At 66.2% G+C, this 16,802-nt stretch carries 11 protein-coding genes and 1 pseudogene; 4 read left to right on the top strand and 8 right to left on the bottom strand.

What is annotated here, in order from left to right:
• Positions 1-45: 45 nt before the first annotated feature.
• Positions 46-612: an NUDIX hydrolase gene (locus A3IC_RS0145535; RefSeq protein WP_026219488.1), complete on the bottom strand. Its 567-nt coding sequence runs from the start codon at positions 610-612 to the stop codon at positions 46-48.
• A 418-nt stretch (positions 613-1,030) separates the two neighbouring features.
• Between A3IC_RS0145535 and A3IC_RS66235 the strand changes: the two genes are divergently transcribed.
• Together A3IC_RS66235 and A3IC_RS66240 are read left to right on the top strand one after the other, a co-directional pair.
• Entirely contained in the window at positions 1,031-1,978 is a 948-nt protein-coding gene (locus A3IC_RS66235; protein ID WP_079027110.1) for a restriction endonuclease, read from the top strand.
• A 283-nt stretch (positions 1,979-2,261) separates the two neighbouring features.
• Entirely contained in the window at positions 2,262-3,122 is an 861-nt protein-coding gene (locus A3IC_RS66240; RefSeq protein ID WP_079027111.1) for an HNH endonuclease, read from the top strand.
• Positions 3,123-4,755: 1,633 nt separating this feature from the next.
• Here the strand turns inward: A3IC_RS66240 and A3IC_RS0145545 are convergent.
• From A3IC_RS0145545 to A3IC_RS0145575, 6 genes are all read right to left on the bottom strand, one after another.
• Entirely contained in the window at positions 4,756-6,975 is a 2,220-nt protein-coding gene (locus tag A3IC_RS0145545; protein ID WP_245599836.1) for an ATP-binding protein, read from the bottom strand.
• A gap of 195 nt (positions 6,976-7,170) precedes the next feature.
• Positions 7,171-7,800 carry a DUF6879 family protein gene (locus A3IC_RS0145550; protein ID WP_026219489.1) on the bottom strand — a complete coding sequence of 210 codons (630 nt, stop codon included), beginning with the start codon at positions 7,798-7,800 and terminating at the stop codon, positions 7,171-7,173.
• Complete coding sequence (locus A3IC_RS0145555) at positions 7,793-8,062, bottom strand: hypothetical protein (RefSeq protein WP_020556737.1); 270 nt, start codon at positions 8,060-8,062, stop codon at positions 7,793-7,795. Before A3IC_RS0145555 ends, A3IC_RS0145550 begins: the two co-directional genes overlap by 8 nt.
• A 131-nt stretch (positions 8,063-8,193) precedes the next feature.
• A complete protein-coding gene (locus A3IC_RS0145560; RefSeq protein ID WP_040878453.1) occupies positions 8,194-9,867 on the bottom strand; it encodes an SWIM zinc finger family protein in 1,674 nt (557 codons plus the stop codon).
• Positions 9,868-9,927: 60 nt separating this feature from the next.
• The gene (locus A3IC_RS0145565; RefSeq protein WP_020556739.1) at positions 9,928-10,362 is read right to left on the bottom strand and encodes a MarR family winged helix-turn-helix transcriptional regulator; all 435 of its coding nucleotides are present in this window, start codon (positions 10,360-10,362) and stop codon (positions 9,928-9,930) included.
• Positions 10,363-10,812: 450 nt separating this feature from the next.
• A complete protein-coding gene (locus A3IC_RS0145575; protein WP_026219491.1) occupies positions 10,813-12,471 on the bottom strand; it encodes an amidohydrolase in 1,659 nt (552 codons plus the stop codon).
• An 842-nt stretch (positions 12,472-13,313) separates the two neighbouring features.
• On the opposite strand from A3IC_RS0145575, the gene A3IC_RS0145580 reads away from it, so the two are divergent.
• Positions 13,314-14,360 (top strand): LacI family DNA-binding transcriptional regulator, encoded by a 1,047-nt coding sequence (locus A3IC_RS0145580; protein WP_020556742.1) that lies wholly within the window; start codon positions 13,314-13,316, stop codon positions 14,358-14,360.
• A gap of 100 nt (positions 14,361-14,460) precedes the next feature.
• Here A3IC_RS0145580 and A3IC_RS60375 read toward each other — a convergent pair.
• Positions 14,461-15,031, bottom strand: a pseudogene (locus A3IC_RS60375) (Uma2 family endonuclease).
• Between the two features lie 176 nt (positions 15,032-15,207).
• Between A3IC_RS60375 and A3IC_RS0145590 the strand changes: the two are divergent.
• Entirely contained in the window at positions 15,208-16,767 is a 1,560-nt protein-coding gene (locus A3IC_RS0145590) for an aldehyde dehydrogenase (NADP(+)) (RefSeq protein WP_020556743.1), read from the top strand.
• Positions 16,768-16,802: the final 35 nt, after the last annotated feature.

Raw genomic sequence — 16,802 nt, forward strand, 5'->3', positions numbered from 1 at the left:
CGCGCCGTCCTCCGAACCATCCCCAAGACCCGGACCTATCGATCCCTACAGTCGGACGCCGCCGCCGCGAGACGCCAGGACATGCAAGAGCCCGACCAGACCCCCCGAACTCCAGATCAACCCCTTGGCGATCAGGTCCGGAACATCCGCAAGCGGCACCCACTCCATACGCGCCATCTCGCTCGTCTCGGTCGGCTCCGCAACCTGGATGGCTCCCTCCCCCACGAACACGTCATGCCATGAGTCGACCATCCCGACCATGGGCTGAAACCGCGCCACATGCCGGAACGTCGCCGGCCGGTAGCCCGTCTCCTCCAACAGTTCCCGAAGCGCCGTCTCCTCCGGGTCCTCCCCCGGATCCACGAGCCCGCCCGGGATCTCCCACCCCCACCGGTCCGACACGAACCGATGCCGCCACATCAACAGCACCCGATCCCGATCGTCGACCAGCACCGTCATCGCCGCAGCATGCAGCTTGACCACGTGATGCTCGAACCGCTCCCCATCAGGCAATTCGACGTCCGTCAGGGAGACGCGCATCCACTCGCTGTCATAGATGATCCGTTCGCCATGAACGACCCAGGCCGAGGAAGCGTCATCGTCAGTAGCCACGCACTGACGGTACCGGTCCACAGATGAGTGAGCGGGCTGCTAACTTGCGAAATAAGGTCCTGCTCTGTCCGAGTGCAGCAGCCGCATGGTGCTGCACTCGGACAAAGCACGGACGTCTTTCGATTCAACTGAAATAACGAGCAGATGAACAAACTCTCACGCCATCGCCTCATTACTAACCGCCCTGGGATCAGATAAGGACATTCCGTGACATCGTCGATCCGGCAACAGCATTGACACCGTCGGGCCCAATGAAAGAATAATCACCAAAGAGCCCAAGACGCAACATTTGGATTACCTTACAACGCCTGGCGTGGTCACAGGAGAAGATCCAATCTCCTAAAATAGCAGAGGGTCACGAAAATATCATGCCGGGAAATGAGCTGGTAATTAATAATCTACGTTGGAGAAGGTACGGATGAAAAAGTCGGTAGAATTTGAGCAGCTCGTCGCTCGAATCATTGCCGAATTGGAGCCCACCGCCACGGTCACCTGGGACGATCACATCATAGGGAAGCGATCCGGGCTCAAGCGTCAAATTGACGTATCTATTCGACGCGCGAACCCAGAATTTTTGGGCATCGTTGACGCGAAAGATTACAAAAGGCCAGCGACAATCGAGAGGATTGACGCGCTGACTGGTGTCATGTTGGACGTTCAGGCCAATTATGGCGCACTGGCGTGCAGCGGCGGATTTGCCAAGTCCATTCACGCATATGCAAAAAGTTGCGGAATTTCTTTGTTCAACGTACACGATGCCAAGTCAGTGAATTGGTCTCTTGAGTTAAAAATTCCAATCATGTGGATGCGTCTGACACCCGTCGTACAAGCTATCGCCCATTGTCATTTTGAAGCCGGCGACTCTATTCCGTCGCAGGACCCTTATGGCATTCCGGTAACCGCCGATGAAGGCAGAACCAGAATCGACCCATCTGCAACTTTCGAACGCTTCTGGAAAGACCCAGATGCCAATCGGACAGTAGGTGTCCTTCATCACATACGGGGAAATGAGCCACTTAAGGCAATTGTCCTAGATAATCAAGAGAAAAAGGCTCTGCGGCCTGTCCATCTCTATGAGCTGGTCTATATGGTTGAACAGGAAGTTTGGATTGGTAAATTTCAGCCGGATGAATGTCGCGGTTTAGTCGACTACTTGAATGGGAAATCCTTCACAGTTTCACATCTACCTGATAGTGCCATTCCCATGGAAATTGATGAAAGTTGGACATTAATCGAAAAGCCGGATCAACTTTCATTGACTGTACGTGGCACAATCGTCGTATGCACTCAGTCAGTATTTGTTAGCAACGGTCATATGACCGGCCTCGAAGCGAAATATATTGGTCCACAAGAAAATTATTCATAGGCTCCAACGCACAATAATCCTTCAACGCGCAGGTTGCCGAATTTAGCCCTACTAGATCAAGAGCGCGCCCTAGCCGCCGCTCCGGCGCGGGCTGCGGCAGGCGTGCGGCGCGGACGCCGGTCCCACCGCAGCCCGCGCCGGAGCGGCGACGAGATAATGAGGAAGCTGGTCTTGCACAACCAGACAGACTTCGCATGCGCATGCAATACCCTCCAAGGACGCCGCCTGATCACAACCTCACACAGGCCGTCAGCGGGGAACGATCACGAGGTGAGACCCTAAAATGACGAAGGCTTCAGAGTGGTTCCGCCACAATTACTTTCGCACCTATCGGATCTCGAACCACGTTGAAGATGTGGCCAAGAATCCGATGAGCTACATTTCTGACTTTCTCCAGAATCTAGTTCCAGAAGGGCTTCCCGTCGATTGGATTCTACCCTGGCAGAAAGAAAGCATCTTACATAAATTTGCTCGATTCATCGCCGACATGACATTCTACAATGATCTTAATGGCCCGACGCTCACAGTGAAAGATCCGCGCAAATACCCGCCAGAATGGATCCTCCCTGTCGACTTGGCACTGATTTCCTACGGGATCTCCGATAAAGTATTCATGGGGCCCAGTAAGCCCTATCCCGCCGATGCCGCCGAACACTACGAAGCCGATGCGTACTATGATTACTTCGTGCAGAATCTCCTTCCCTCTGCAATCTATGACAATTTACTTAATACCATTGCGGATGAAGTATTCTTCATCGTCTTCATGAATCGATCTGCGCTCGCAGCCTTGAATAGATTCGCTGCCACCTACGTCGGCGACATGGATTTCGACTGGGATGCCCATGATGGCGAAGATGACGAAAGCCTGTTTGAATCCTTTGGGCAATTGAAACGCAAAGCCCCTCCAAAATGGGCCAAGAACGCTGTTTTCTTTCGAGATCGCGGAAAATGCGTGTACTGCGCCAGGGATCTTTCCGGACTCTTGGGGACGTTTCCTAACTCCAACTACGACCATGTGGTTCCACTCGCCCGTGGTGGTCTCAATGATGTCACCAACCTTCAACTGCTCTGCGAATCATGCAACGCCGAGAAGGCTGACCATCCGTACGAGCCGAGCAACAGATACCAGCGCTGGTACCACTGAGAACTGAGCCTCTGTCTGCGCTATGCCAGCAGCTTGCAATTGACAATCTAATGCAGTCGTGACCGCGATTAGGACTGCTGGCTTGCCTTCCAAGCTACGTCTATGGCAGATTTCCACTGAATAAATCCCAATGCGTTCACAGCCGCGCTGCGAGCCGGCTGGGGCCGGCGACGCGACCTTTGGCCGCGACCGGGGCGCGCTCGTTGCGTAGGACACCCGTTGGTGCTGGGCTTTAGGGGTCGGGCCGCGGTTGCCGAGCGGCTGGGTTGTTGGTCGGGTTGCGTGACCCGCGCGCATAAACCACGGCATGCCACCCGGTCCCCGGCATGCCGTGGACCGGGTGCGTGGGTTGGGTTTTGGGGGCAGCCGGCTGGTTGTGCAGCATGCGTGTAATGATCTTGGAATTGGGTGGGCCCCGGCGCGGTTCATGTGCTGGTCAGAGGCCGGTTTCGGGAATGCGCTTACACCCGCTCCGGAGCCGTGTGCACAGGTTCGAATCCTGCCAGGGGCACATAGAGACTCGAAGCCGTTCGACGCACTGCGTTGAGCGGCCTTTTGAGTTCTTGGTGGTCAAACCGTTCTGTCGGACCCCCGCTCCACGTCAAGGACTTTCTCGGAGTGGTCGACAGGACGTGCGGCGTGTGGGATCCGCAGTGGAAGGTGTGGCGGTCGGCAGTGCACTGATCGGGCGGCGCCGCGTGAGTACCAGGTGTTGCAGGGCATCAGTCACCGCGGGATCGCACAGGCCGTGGACTTCCGTGAGCACCAGGGCGGGCTGGCGATCCTGTTCCGGCACCGGTCCGCCGAACGCCGGCTGGGGTGTGCACCGTCCGCACTCCACCGAGGAGATCTGCTCCTCGCTGTACCCGAGCCGATCCCCCAGCTCCTTCTGGGTCAGCCCCCCACTCGCGCAGAAGCTTCATCTGTCTGCCGATGGCCCGGAAGAAATCCGCCGTGCCGTCCCTCTCCTCCGGTGGCTTGGGCCTTCGCTCCCGGCTCACCCGTCCTCGCCTTTCGCGCCGACACCGACCACAGCGTTCACCGCCTCACCTACGCGTGTACGCGGGCGGTTACGGCCGACCGTGCCTGCCCGTACGCATACGCCTCGTACCGACTGTGCCCCTGGTCACCGTACGTCCGTGAAGGAACGCTCTACGACATGAAAACCCGAAATCTCCCCCACTCGATTTGCCCCACCCACCGAGGAGTTCGTTCGTCGATTCGCCTCGACCCCATTCGGTGCCCGCGTCGCCCGACTGGTCGCGATGGAACAAACTCGCCGAGTGGGGCTGGTCCCAGGACACCGAACCATCCCGAACCGCGGCTTTGCTCGTGGCCGAACTGGCCGCGAACGCCGTCACCCACGGACGGCGACCTGATCACGAATTCGAACTCCGCCTGACGATCAAGCCGTCTCGGGCGACGCCGGTCACCCGGGCATCGAGGTCTTGGACCGGCAGCACGGGATGCCGATCACCCACCCAACCCTTCCCCCCGCCACTGCCGAGTCGGAGCAAGGCATGTCCCTCATCGACGCACTGGCAACCAACCGAGGCATCGAACGCCGGCATCCCACAGGCAAGACGGTCTGGGCAGAACTCGATCTGTCCGCACAACCCAACCCGACCTCGCATCAGTCGTCGTGTGCCGGATTCGCAAGCCGTCTCTCGATGTCCCGGCACTTCTCGCGGGCGCGGAGATCGTCATAGGGGGCAAGAAGGCGCACAGACTCGGCCCAGTATCGAAGCGACTGGTCAGGGTCTTCCTCACGCAGGGCGACGCCGAGACCATCGAGAGCCAAAGCCTCGTTCCATGCGTCTGCGAGTGCCCGATGAGCCGCTGCGGCTCGACGATGGAAGTCGGCTGCCTCCGCGGCACGATCGAGTCGCCGATAGGTGTCTCCCGCACCCTGCCAGCCGAGTGCCTCACGGCTGTGATCACCCAATCGACGGTGCAGATTCGCAGATCGATGATACGAGACGAGCGCGTCACCGAACCGACCGAGAGCGAGTTGCGCGTTGCCCAGGGCAAGGAGCCAGCAGCCCTCCAGAACGTGGCTCCGAAGGTCCAGGGCCAGCTTCACCGCCTCCTGGGCGGCACACAGCGCGCCATCCGGCTCTCCACGATCGAGCCGAACCGCGCTGAGCAGCCAGAGCGCGTTGCCGATGCTGCGCTGGTCTCCTCGTCGCCGGTGCGCCGGTAGGACCCGGTCGAGGTCGGCTGCGGCTTCCGTCAGTCGACCGGCCTGGTAGCGCACCAAGGCGCGATTGGTGATGGCAACGTTCTGCCAATGGTCCTCGCCCAACTCCGCGAAGACTTCCGCTGCCCGCTCCAGCCGCGCCTCGGCGAGATCGAAGTCCCTGTTCCGCAGATGCACCAGGCCAAGCGCGTTGAGCGACGTGGCCTCGCCCTCCCGGTCACGCAGTTCTCGTCGGATCGCCAGCGCGTCCCGGTGGCGGTCCAGGCCCTCGGCCAATCGATTGATCTTGGTGCAGCCGAACCCGAGGTTCTCCAGGAGGCTCGCCTCCGCGCGGCGATCACCGAGCCGACGGGCGGCCTCCAACCCGATCCGTCCCGCTGTCAGCCAGTCCGCAGTGAGCGACGATGGCGCCTTGGCGTACCACAGAACGGCGGGCAACTGCCACGCGTACCGATCGAGTCCGGCCTTCTCGGCGGCCCGAACCACCGGGACGAAGTTGGCCTGCTCGCGCTCGGCCCAGTCCACGGCCTGGTCGTAGTCCAAGAAGGATAACGGCTCGACGTCTCCGTCCAGCGGGTCCATCGGGATGTGGTCCTCGGCAGGCCTGAGCCAACTCTGTGCGGCATCGGCGGTGTGCAGGTACCAGTCGAGCATGCGCCGAAGCACCGCCGAGCAAGCCTCGGGGGTCTCTTCCCGCTGCGCCTGGTCGTGGGCGTAGGCACGCAAAAGATCGTGAAACTCGAATCGGTCCGGCGCCGTTTGCTCCAACAGATGCGCACCGACCAGCGCATCGAGCAATTGGCGTGACCGTCGAACACTAGCTCCCGAGAGGGCGGCGACCACGCCGATACCGAAGTCGCACCCCGGGTGCAGTCCCAACAACCGAAACATACGCGCGGCATCAGGAGAAAGCGCTTGGTAGGACCAAGTGAATACCGCACGCACAGCCTCCGCTTCCTCCTCGTCCCCCGTGCTCAGAGCGTCCCACAGCACCGATTCGTCACGCAGATCGGCGATCAATTCGTCCAACCGCATGTGCGGACGGTCGGCGGCGCGTTCCGCGGCGATCCGCAGCGCGAGCGGCAAGTGCGCGCATAGTCGGGCCAACTCGGCGAGTTCGACTGCGTCGTCGGTCCGGCGGCCGGCAGTCACGCCGCGGAGCAGGGCGACGGCTTCCGGCTCGGCCAGAGTGTCGAGGGTCAGGCGGTACGCGCCGTCACGAATGGCGAGTCCGGACAGCCGCCCGCGAGTGGTGACCAGGGTCAAACAGTGGGCGGTACCCGGCAACAACGGCCGCACCTGGGCAATGGTGGCGGCGTTGTCCAAGACGATGAGCATCCTGCGCTGGGCCAACAGGGACCGGTACAGCGCGGCGGCGGCTTCCACCTCGGTGGGCACAGCAGCGGCGGGTAACCCGAGAGAGGCCAGGAAACGGGGCAAAAGGTCCGCCGCGCTGACCGGTTCCCCCGAATCGTAGCCACGGAGGTTGACGTACAGCTGCCCGTCGGGAAAGTGCCGCTTTGCCTGATGAGCCCAGCGCAGGGCCAGCGAGGTCTTGCCCACCCCGGCGGTCCCGGCGATCACACACAAGGAGGCCGGAGCGGAATCGTCGTCACCGGACAAGATCGCGTCGAGACGCCGTAGGTCTTCCACCCGGTTGATGAAACCCCGGCCGTCTCCGGGCAGTTGACGCGGTATCGGTGACCGTTCACTCGATACCTGAGCACTGTGGCCGTGGAAGTGGACACCGCCGCTGACGTGACCGGCCTGCACCACATCACGCGACGACCCCGACAGGTCGGAGTGCGTCCCGCCGGGGTTGTCGACGTTGTCGCCGGGGTTGATCGCCTAACCTCTCTGCTGTTGGGGATCGGTCAGGTTCGCCACGTACCGATCGAAGTAGGCGACGGCGTCCTCGCCGATTTCGTAGAGCCCGGCGATGAACGACTCCCATGCCTGGACGAGAGCGGGATCGACAAAGCGAACCGCCCCGTCCAGCAGCCCCTCGTCGGTGTAGAGCACCTCATAGAGAACTCGGCCTCCCAGGGAGACGATCTCCGGCAGCGGGCCGGACCTCTCCAAAGGTCTCACCCGGTCGGCACCGATGACCCGGATCGGCATTCCGCACTCGCTCTGCACCCGAAGGGCGTGCAACTCCCACCGTACGTACGGCGTCAGCGGCTCCTCGACGACACGCACTCGATGGAAGACGCTGCCCCGTTCCTTGTCCTCGCGGGCAATCTTCGTCCAGTGGCCGTGCCTAGTACCGAGCAGGCTCAGCGACTCGCGCCGGTCGCCTCGACGAAATGCTTCCCAGCTGGGCGAGTTCTGCTCCTCGAAGCACTGCCGTCGCTCGAACTTCCACCCCGGTCGGCCGATGATCTCGTCATCGTGCCGCCGGAAGTCGCGCCGGTAGTCGGTCAAGGCAAGTCGTTCGCCGCAGGCGGGTTCGAGAACGAGTGCATCGAGATCAAGCATCGGAGATGTCCTGCTTGGCCGCGCGGAGCGTGCTTCCGGGAATGACGACCAGTCGTTCTCCCCGGGAAATCGACGCACCGTCCGGGAGACGTGACTCGTACTCCACTGTGAGGTCTCGACCAATCACGGCGATATCGCCGTTGTCCAGTTCCCAGATATCCGGGCAACCATCCTTGTCCTCGGTGGTGCCCAGTTCCTCGGCCGACTTCCCCAACCGGCGCGTGAACGACGCGGACGGATCGGCCTCCCACACACGAGCCATGTGTCTGCCTCCACACGCCGGCAATCAGGCTTTCGTCGCTACCGAGCGTACAAAGGTGATCAACCCGCTGCAAGGGGCCCGCATGGCACTCAGGGTCGCTCATAACGCCCTCCAGCGCCATCCGGTCACTCTCAGATGAGGCCACGCCGGGTGAGTTCGGCCGTGAGGTTTCGTTTGCGGTGGTGTTCGGTGCGGAGGTTGGTGAAGTGCTCCTGCCATTCGGGCTCGCGGTTGGAGGCTCGGGAGACGTCGCGGGCGCGGGCGAGGAGGTCGGCGGCGCGGGTGTAGGCGTCGTTGCCCGTTTTCTCGATGAGGGCTGCGGCTTCTCGTAGGTAGATGGCCAGTGCTTCGGCGGGGCGGGTGGTTTGGCAGGCATCGGCGAGGCGCAGCCAGTGGTCGCGGTTGGCGCCGAAGGTTTCGGCTGCCTCCCATGCCTGGTCGAAGTGCTCCTCGGCGAGCAGGACGTCGATCAGGACTCGGGCCGCCCAAGTGCCGGTGGGCCTCTGGCCGGCTGCGTCGCGCAGTAGTCGCAGGGTCTCGGCGTGGTAGTGGTCGTGTTCGCCGATCGCCCGGGCGGCTTTCAGGACTTGGGTGTGGAATGCGATGCTCGGCTGGTTGCGGAATTGCTGCCAGCGGATCCTGAGGGTGTCCGCGTCCCGGCCTGTGGCGCCGTATCGCTGCGTCAGGTAGTCGGCGAGTCTGGATTCGTTCGGGTGTTCGGTGAAGCCGCGTTCGGCCCAGTCGAGGGCCTCGGCGTCGCGGTCGGCGGCGGTGAGGACCTGGGCTATGCGGAGGTAGGCGTAGCCGTGGGTGAGGTCGTCGGCGAGTGCCTCGACCTGCGCGTCCGTGTCTTTTCGTATTTTGGCCAGGTCCTCACGGAGGTGCTGGATCAACCACCTGTGCTCGTCGTGGCTGCCAGCGCGGTCTTCCTGTACGGCGCGCAGTCGGGCGGCGTAGTGCGTGATCCCGGTTTCCCCGAGTGGCTCGGTGTAGTCCCGGATCGCCAATTCCGGCCAATTGTGGTTCGCGAGTTGGAAGGTGAGGAGCCAGTCGGCGAGTTCGGCCGGGTCGGGCGAGGCGGCGGCGCACGCTTCGGCGTGCAGTTCCGCCAGGGCTTCGCCCTCCTCGGTGATGCCACCGTCGGAGTCGTCGATCCCGTCGAGGGCCCTGCCGATCAGACTCAGGGCGCGGGCGGAGAGGTCGATGACTGCGACGTGGTGGCCGCCCTCGTACAACTCCCGCAGCGTCTCGGCGATGTCGGCGACCGCCTCGGCGTAGGCGTGGGCGCCGCGCCGGTCCAGGTAGCCGTAGGTGCGGAGCGCGCGGCCCAGGTGCTCGCGGATCGACGTGATGTCCGGGCCGGCGCCGCCGTCGGTGCGGGCCGCGCGCAGGGCGAGCCGCCGGCGCAGGTCGGGGTCGCTGCGGGCCGCCTCGTCGAGGAGGTCGACGAGTTCGTGGGGATCGAGCGAGGCCAGGTAGGCGCGGAGGTCGAACGTGGTGGCCTGCGCCGCCTCGACCGGGTGAGCCGTGGCGGAGCGGAGGAAGACGAGGCCGACGGCAACGCAGTGCTTGCAGAAGTAGCCCTGCTCGCCGTACGGGCAATCGCAGTCGCCGGTGAGGCCGTCCGCTCCGTATTCAAGGACCACCGCGTAGGTGTCGTTTCCGTATACGACGGCCGTGACGTAGCCCGGATCCTCCTCGGTGAGGTTCGCGACTGCGTCGAGGTAACCCTCTCCACGGCCGTACGACTTGTCTCCGGCGGCGTCGAGGAGGTCCTGTTCGGTGAACGGTGGTGGTACCGGCATGACTTCCATCAAACCGCAAGTTCCCGGGCCGCACGTCCCGGTGCCGGAAATGCTGTTCTCCTACTTGTCGGGAGTACCGGAGAGGTGGCGCAGGGAGCTCAGGAGGCTTGCGTATTCGGGGACCTCGGCGAAGAAGGTTGCGTCGGCCGCCTCGACGTCGTGCATGGCTCGCTTCGCGAGTGTGCTGCCGGGTTCGGTGATGCGAAGGAGCTTGGCCCTGGTGTCGGTCGGGTCGGTCTCCCGGGTCAGGTGGCCCTTGGCTTCGAGGCGGCGCAGGACTTGGCTGACGGTTTTGACATCCATGCCGGCGTGGGTGGCCAGGGCGAGTTGGTTGGGGTGGGCGCCCTGGGTGTCGAGCCAGTGCAGGCTCGCCAGAAGTACGAATTGAGGGTGGGTCAGGTCGAGGGGGGTCAGGGTCGCGGCCATGGCACGTTGCCAGCGCAGGGTGGTGTGCCAGAGCAGGAAGCCGGGGCTGTCTTCAGGGCTCAGGGGCATTTCGGGCGCCGCCTTCGACGTGCGTAGGAGATGGAGAGGGCGCAGGGACGACGGGGCGTAGGGACTAGAGGAATCGGAAGGAGCAGAGGGACGAGAGGGGATGGTCGAGGTAGACGCCGTCCAGGATGATCCGCGTCCGACGGCCTGCGACCTGCGACCTGCGGGACGCGTTCGTCGGCTGCTCCGGATCGATCCGGCCGATCCGATCCGGCCGATCCGATCCGGCCCGGACCGATCCGGTGCCGATCGGCTCGATCCGATCCGGTTCCATTAGGTTCAGTACGGTTTGCTTCGTACGGGGTCCGATCAAATCTCGCCCCGCGTAGATTATCTGTACACAGATTGTCTCCACAAGGATCATGCCCTCATGGGTGTGGGGTGGACGTCCTCTCCTCAGCAGAGGGCGCCCACCCCACGATTCGGGAGCCGGCCGGGTCTACCCGGCGGGCCTTACAGCCCCTGCGCCGCGTATACGGCCGCGCCCTCCACGTACGTCCCCAGCACTCCCGTCTCGCCGATCTCCGTCGCCGGGCCCGCGTACGGGTCGCGGTCGAGCACCACGACGTCGGCGAGCTTGCCGGGTTCGATCGTGCCGGTGTCGTGGTCGCGGTGGTTCACGTACGCCGTGCCCACCGTGTAGGCGGCCAGGGCCGCCGTGAGGTCGATGCGCTGCTCGGGGAGGAAGACGGTGTCGGACGGGTCCGCGAAGGACGGCAGTACGCGGTTGACCGCCGTATGGATACCCCACATCGGATCCGGTGCGCTGACCGGCCAGTCGCTGCCCGCCGCGAGCGTGGCGCCGGAGCGGAGCAGATCGCCGAACGGGTACTGCCACGCGGCGCGTTCGTCGCCCAGGAACGGGATGGTGAGCTCGTCCATCTGGGCCTCGTGGGCGGCCCACAGGGGTTGCAGGTTGGCGGTCACCCCCAGCGCGGCGAAGCGCGGTATGTCGTCGGGGTGGATCACCTGGAGATGCGCGATGTGGTGCCGGTGATCGCCGCGACCATTGGTCGCGAGTGCCTGGGCGAAGCCGTTCAGCGCCTCGCGGGTCGCCCGGTCGCCGACCGCGTGTACATGTACCTGGAAGTCGTGCGCGTCCAGCAGCGTGACGTGCTCGCGCAGCGCGACCGGGTCGACGAAGCTCAGGCCGCTGTTGCCGGTGTGGCAGCCGCAGCCGTCGAAGTAGGGCTCGTTCAGGGCGGCGGTGAAGTTCTCCGCGACGCCGTCCTGCATGATCTTCACGCTGGTCGCCGCGAAGCGACCGACCGACGAGGACGCCCGCAGGTCGAGCAGTCGCTCCAACTGCTCGGCGCCGCAGTCGCGTTCCCACCACAGCGCGCCCACGACCCGGGCGGTCAGTTGCCCCGAACGGGCCGCCGCGAGGTAGGAGTCCAGCGGGTCCAGGCCCGGGTGGGCCGAGCCGACCATCGCGTCCTGCCAGGACGTCACGCCGACCGAGTGCATGCGGGCCTGGCCGGCGAGCAGCGCACGCAGGGCGTCCGCCGCGTCCAGGCCCGGTACGAGGTCGCCGACCAGGGCGGTCGCGCCCTCGTGCAGCGTGCCCTGCGGGGTGCCGTCGGCCTCGCGTTCGATCCGCCCGTCGGCCGGGTCGGGGGTGTCCCGGGTGACGCCGGCGAGTTCGAGCGCACGCGTGTTGACCCACGCGCCGTGGCCGTCCGCGTTGATCAGGAACGCCGGGCGGTCCGGCACGATCGCGTCGAGTTGGTGCCGGCTCGGCGTACCGCCCGCGAACGCCTCCATGCTCCAGCCGCCGCCGCTGATCCACGCCTCCTCGGGCCGGTCGGCCGCGTACGCGCGGATCAGCGCGAACGTCGCCTCGGCGTCCCGTGCTTCGGAGAGGTCGCAGCGGATCAACGTCATCCCCGCGAGGGCGGGGTGGACATGCGAGTCCTGGAAGCCGGGCACCAACGCCCGTCCGGCCAGGTCGATCACGTCGGTACGCGGGCCGATCAGGTCGCGTACGTCCGGGTCGTGCCCGACGACCACGATTCGTCCGTCGCGCACGGCCACGGCCGTGGCCCGGCGACGAGCGGCGTCGATCGTATGGACCGGCCCGCCTCGGAAGACGACATCGGCAGGGGTGGACATGAGACTCCTTGCGCAGACGACGGGAAGGGAAGCAACGGACAGGGGCGGCGGAAAGGAACGCGTCGGGAAGCGGGCAACCGGAGGGAGGGCACCCCGAAGGAAGCCGACGCAGGCCGGCAGGCCCGCAAGGCCCGGAGCCACGGAAGACGCGACGCGGCGGCCCGGCACCGAGGCGGCGCGGGCACCGCAGCGCCAAGGCCCCCACGCAACGCGGGCACCGAGACAGCAGGCCCCCGACGTACGGAGACGCCGAGGCATCGCGACACCGAGGCAACGAGTCACCAGGGCGGTAACCCACCAGGACCCCGACGCAGCGCGGGCACCAAGGCAGCGACCCACCAATGACGCCCGCACAGCACGGCACCGAGGCAACCGAGCCATCGGGACACCGAGGCACCGAGGCACGAAGACGCCGAGGTGGCGCGACACCCGGGCAACGAACCACCAAAGCGGTGACCCACCGGACGCCGACGCAGCCCGGGCGCCGCGGCAACGACCAAACGCCCACGCAGCGCGAACACCGAGGCCGCAGGGGCCACCAAACCGCCCACGCAGCGCGAGACCCAGGCAACGAGCCACCCGGCCACCAAGCCACCACAGCAACGCGCCACCGACCCTCCAACCCACGCGGCACGAAGGCACGCGCCGGCCCACCCCCGCCCACCCCCGCCCACTCGAAGACGAAAGCAATCACCGGCCCAAGCACACCGCCCGCCGAAGCTGTGTGGAGTATTGACGCGGGAACGTTCCCGCACAAGCACCTGCGGGAACGGTTTTCCGAAGGTCATCGCACCGTGGTACGCGCGTGACTCGGGGCTCGACAGCCGGCAGCATGTGATGCCATGACCACCTCACCCCGCGGCGGCGGCCAGCGTCCCGCGCCCGTGCCCCGGGTCCGACTCGTCGACGTGGCCCGCGAGGCGGGGCTGTCCAAGACCACCGTCTCGGCCGCCCTGAACGGCACCGGCCGGCTGTCCGACGCGGTCCGGCTGCACGCGCAGGAGACCGCGCGCCGCCTCGGCTACCGGCCGAACGCGACCGCGCGACTGCTGCGGGCGGGGCATGCCCGGCTGATCGGATACGCGGTGCGCGAGTACGTGGAGACACCGTGGTCGTACATGGAATCGCCCTATTTCGCACAACTCACCAGCGCCACCGCGCAGGCCGCGCTCACTCACGGATACGCGCTGGTCCTGCTGCCCACCCACTCGGCCCGGGACGAGTGGGCGGACCTGCCGCTGGACGCGGCCGTGGTCGCCGACCCGCTCGCGGACGACCCGTTGGTGGAGGACTTCCTGGCGGCCCGCATCCCGGTCGTCTCCGACCGGCGGCTCGAGGGCATGACCGGCGCGCACTGGGTGGACATCGACCATGTGGCCGCCGTGCGCGGCGTACTCGATCACCTGACCGCGGGCGGCGCGCGGCGAATCGGTCTGGTGGCCGCGCACTCCAGCTCGCTGTTCTACGAGGAAGCCCTGACCACGTATCACGCATGGTGTCTGGAACGGGAGTTCGCTCCCCTCGTGGAGGCGACCACACGTCCCGGCAACCAGACCACACGCGCCGCGATCGACCACATGCTGGCGCGCCCCGACCGCCCGGACGCGCTCTTCGTGCTCACCGAGGCGAGTCCGCCGCTGATCCTGGAAACCGTCCGCGCCCACGGCCTGAACGTCCCGGAGGACCTGCTGATCGTGTGCGTCAGCGACGACCCCACGGCCACCCAGACCGACCCGCCGATCACCACGCTGAGCCTGAATCCTGCCGAAATCGCGTCCGTGGGAGTCGAGTTGCTGCTCAAGGCATTGGAGTCCGGCGACCCCACCCCCACCGGCCGCATCGTCCCGACCCACCTGGAGATCCGAGGCACCTCACGCCGGGACGGCTGACCCAACGCTCCCGGGGCGATCGGATCGGAACCCGACCCTGATCCGAGCCCGGACTCAAGCCCGGTCCGAGCCGAGCACTACCGCCCGGCGGCGACCCGATTCACCCGAGCAGAGCCGCGAGATCGATCTCGATCGGGAAGGGCACGGCGAGCTTCAACCGGGTCCGGTGGATCCCGGTCGGGACATGGCTACCGGTGGCCGGTTCGAGTTCGAAGACGTAGACGACCGGAAGCCGTCCTCCTCTTCGACCCGCCAGAAGTGCGGAATCCCCGCCTCGGCGTATCGAACGGGCTTGAGCTTACGATCGCGCCGCTCGGACTCCACCGAGACGATCTCGACGGCCAGGCGCACCTCGGATGCGTCGAACCAGGTCCGGCCGAAGTCACTCGTGCTCAGATAAGCGATGTCCGGTTCGGGTCGCGTGAGGTCGTCGAGACGAACGGTCATCTCCTCGTCGACACCGGTGTCATCCGGCGCTTGCGCGGCCGATACCCACGTCAGGTTGCGCTTGACCCGGGAATGGAAGAGACCCGCTGCGGCGACATCCTGAAGATCAGGGCGTCATCGATGAGTTCCACATGACGCGGCGCCTCCGGCGGCAACCTGTCCATGTCGTCGGCAGTCCAGTGCGTGCCGTTCGGCGGATACATCCAAGCGGGTAGTGATGACATGCTTCCTCACCTCCTCGGCCTCTTCATCACCGTACTGCGATGCACGTGACGGACGGCTGTCGAACCGCTTGACGGAGCGTGTTCGATGGCTTCCGGACCACCAACCCCGCACCATCCCCCCCGCACCACGCCTGACCACCCCCAGGCCCTCGTTCGTCCGACCCGGAGGAATCGCCGTGACCGAGTCGACCCCGACTCCCGCCACCAAGCCGACCGTCGCACAGCCGGCCGTCGTACAGCCGGACGCCGCACAGCCGGACGCCGTACAGGGCCGCAGCCCCCGCACCGGAGCGCCGGTCGGTGATCCCATGGCCGGCAGCACCGAGGCCGATCTCGACCGTGTCGTCGCCGCCGCCCGAGCCGCCGCGCCGGCGTGGGCCGCGCGTTCCGGTCCCGAGCGGGCCGAGGTGCTGGAGGCCGTCGCCGACGCGCTCGACGCCGCGCGGGCCGAGTTGGTCGCCGTCGCGGACGCGGAGACCGCGCTGGGCGAGCCCCGGCTCGCCGGCGAGGTCGGCCGTACGTCCGGCCAACTGCGGATGTTCGCCGGCCTGCTCCGAGACGGCGCGCACGTGGGCGCGGTGCTCAGCCCGGCCGATCCGGCGCTCGGCCGGCCCGACGTACGGCGGATGTTGCACCCGATCGGCGTGGTCGCGGTGTTCGCCGCGAGCAACTTCCCCTTCGCGTTCTCCGTCGCCGGCGGCGACACCGCGTCCGCGTGGGCAGCCGGGTGTCCGGTGGTGGTCAAGGCGCACGAGGCGCACCCGGCCACCTCGCTCGCGGTGGCCCGCGTGGTGCATGCCGCGTTGTCCGCCGCCGGCGCGCCCGAGGACCTGCTCGGCCTGGTCGCCGGTCGCGCCGCGGGCGGCCCACTGGTCACCCACCCCGGCATCGCCGCCGTCGGCTTCACCGGCTCGCTCGCGGGCGGACGAGCCCTGTTCGACCTGGCTGCCGGCCGCCCCGACCCGATCCCGTTCTTCGGCGAACTGGGCAGCGTCAACCCGGTCGTGGTGTTGCCCGGCGCGGCGGCCGAACGCGCCGAGGAACTGGCCGCCGGCTACCTCGGCTCGCTCACCCTGGGCACCGGCCAGTTCTGTACCAACCCGGGGCTGCTGTTCGTGCCCGAGGGCACCAAGCTCCTGGACGCCATCGCCACACAGGCGCGCACCGCGACCGGCGGCCCGATGTTGTCCGAACGCATCCGCGACGCGTACGAGGACGGCACGTCGGCGCGCGCGGGACGCGAACTCGCCCGCGGCGCCGCCGCCGAGGGTGCCTGGGCGGTGGCGCCGGTGGTGTGGCATGTCGATCTCGCCGAATTCGTCGCGCACGCGGCCGAGCTGGCCGAGGAGACCTTCGGCCCGGCCGGCCTGGTGGTCACCTACGCCGACGAGGACGCCCTGCTCGCCGCGCTCGACCGACTCCCGGGCAGCCTCACCGGCTCGGTGCACGCGGTCGAGGCCGACCACCCGCTCGCCGCCCGGGTCGGCGCCGCCCTGCGTCCGCGCGTCGGTCGGCTGATCCACAACGGCTGGCCCACCGGCGTCGCGGTCTGCTGGGCGATGCACCACGGCGGCCCCTGGCCCGCCACCACCACCCCGGGCCACACCTCCGTCGGCGGCACCGCCCTGGAGCGCTGGTTGGTGCCGACCGCCTACCAGGACTGCCCCGACGCACTCCTGCCCCCGGAACTACGCAACGCCAACCCCCTGGGCGTACCACGCCGCACCCAGCCCTGAACAACCGACACCCACACCCACCCCGTAAGCACCCC

Source organism: Embleya scabrispora DSM 41855, from assembly GCF_000372745.1.
Lineage (GTDB): Bacteria > Actinomycetota > Actinomycetes > Streptomycetales > Streptomycetaceae > Embleya > Embleya scabrispora.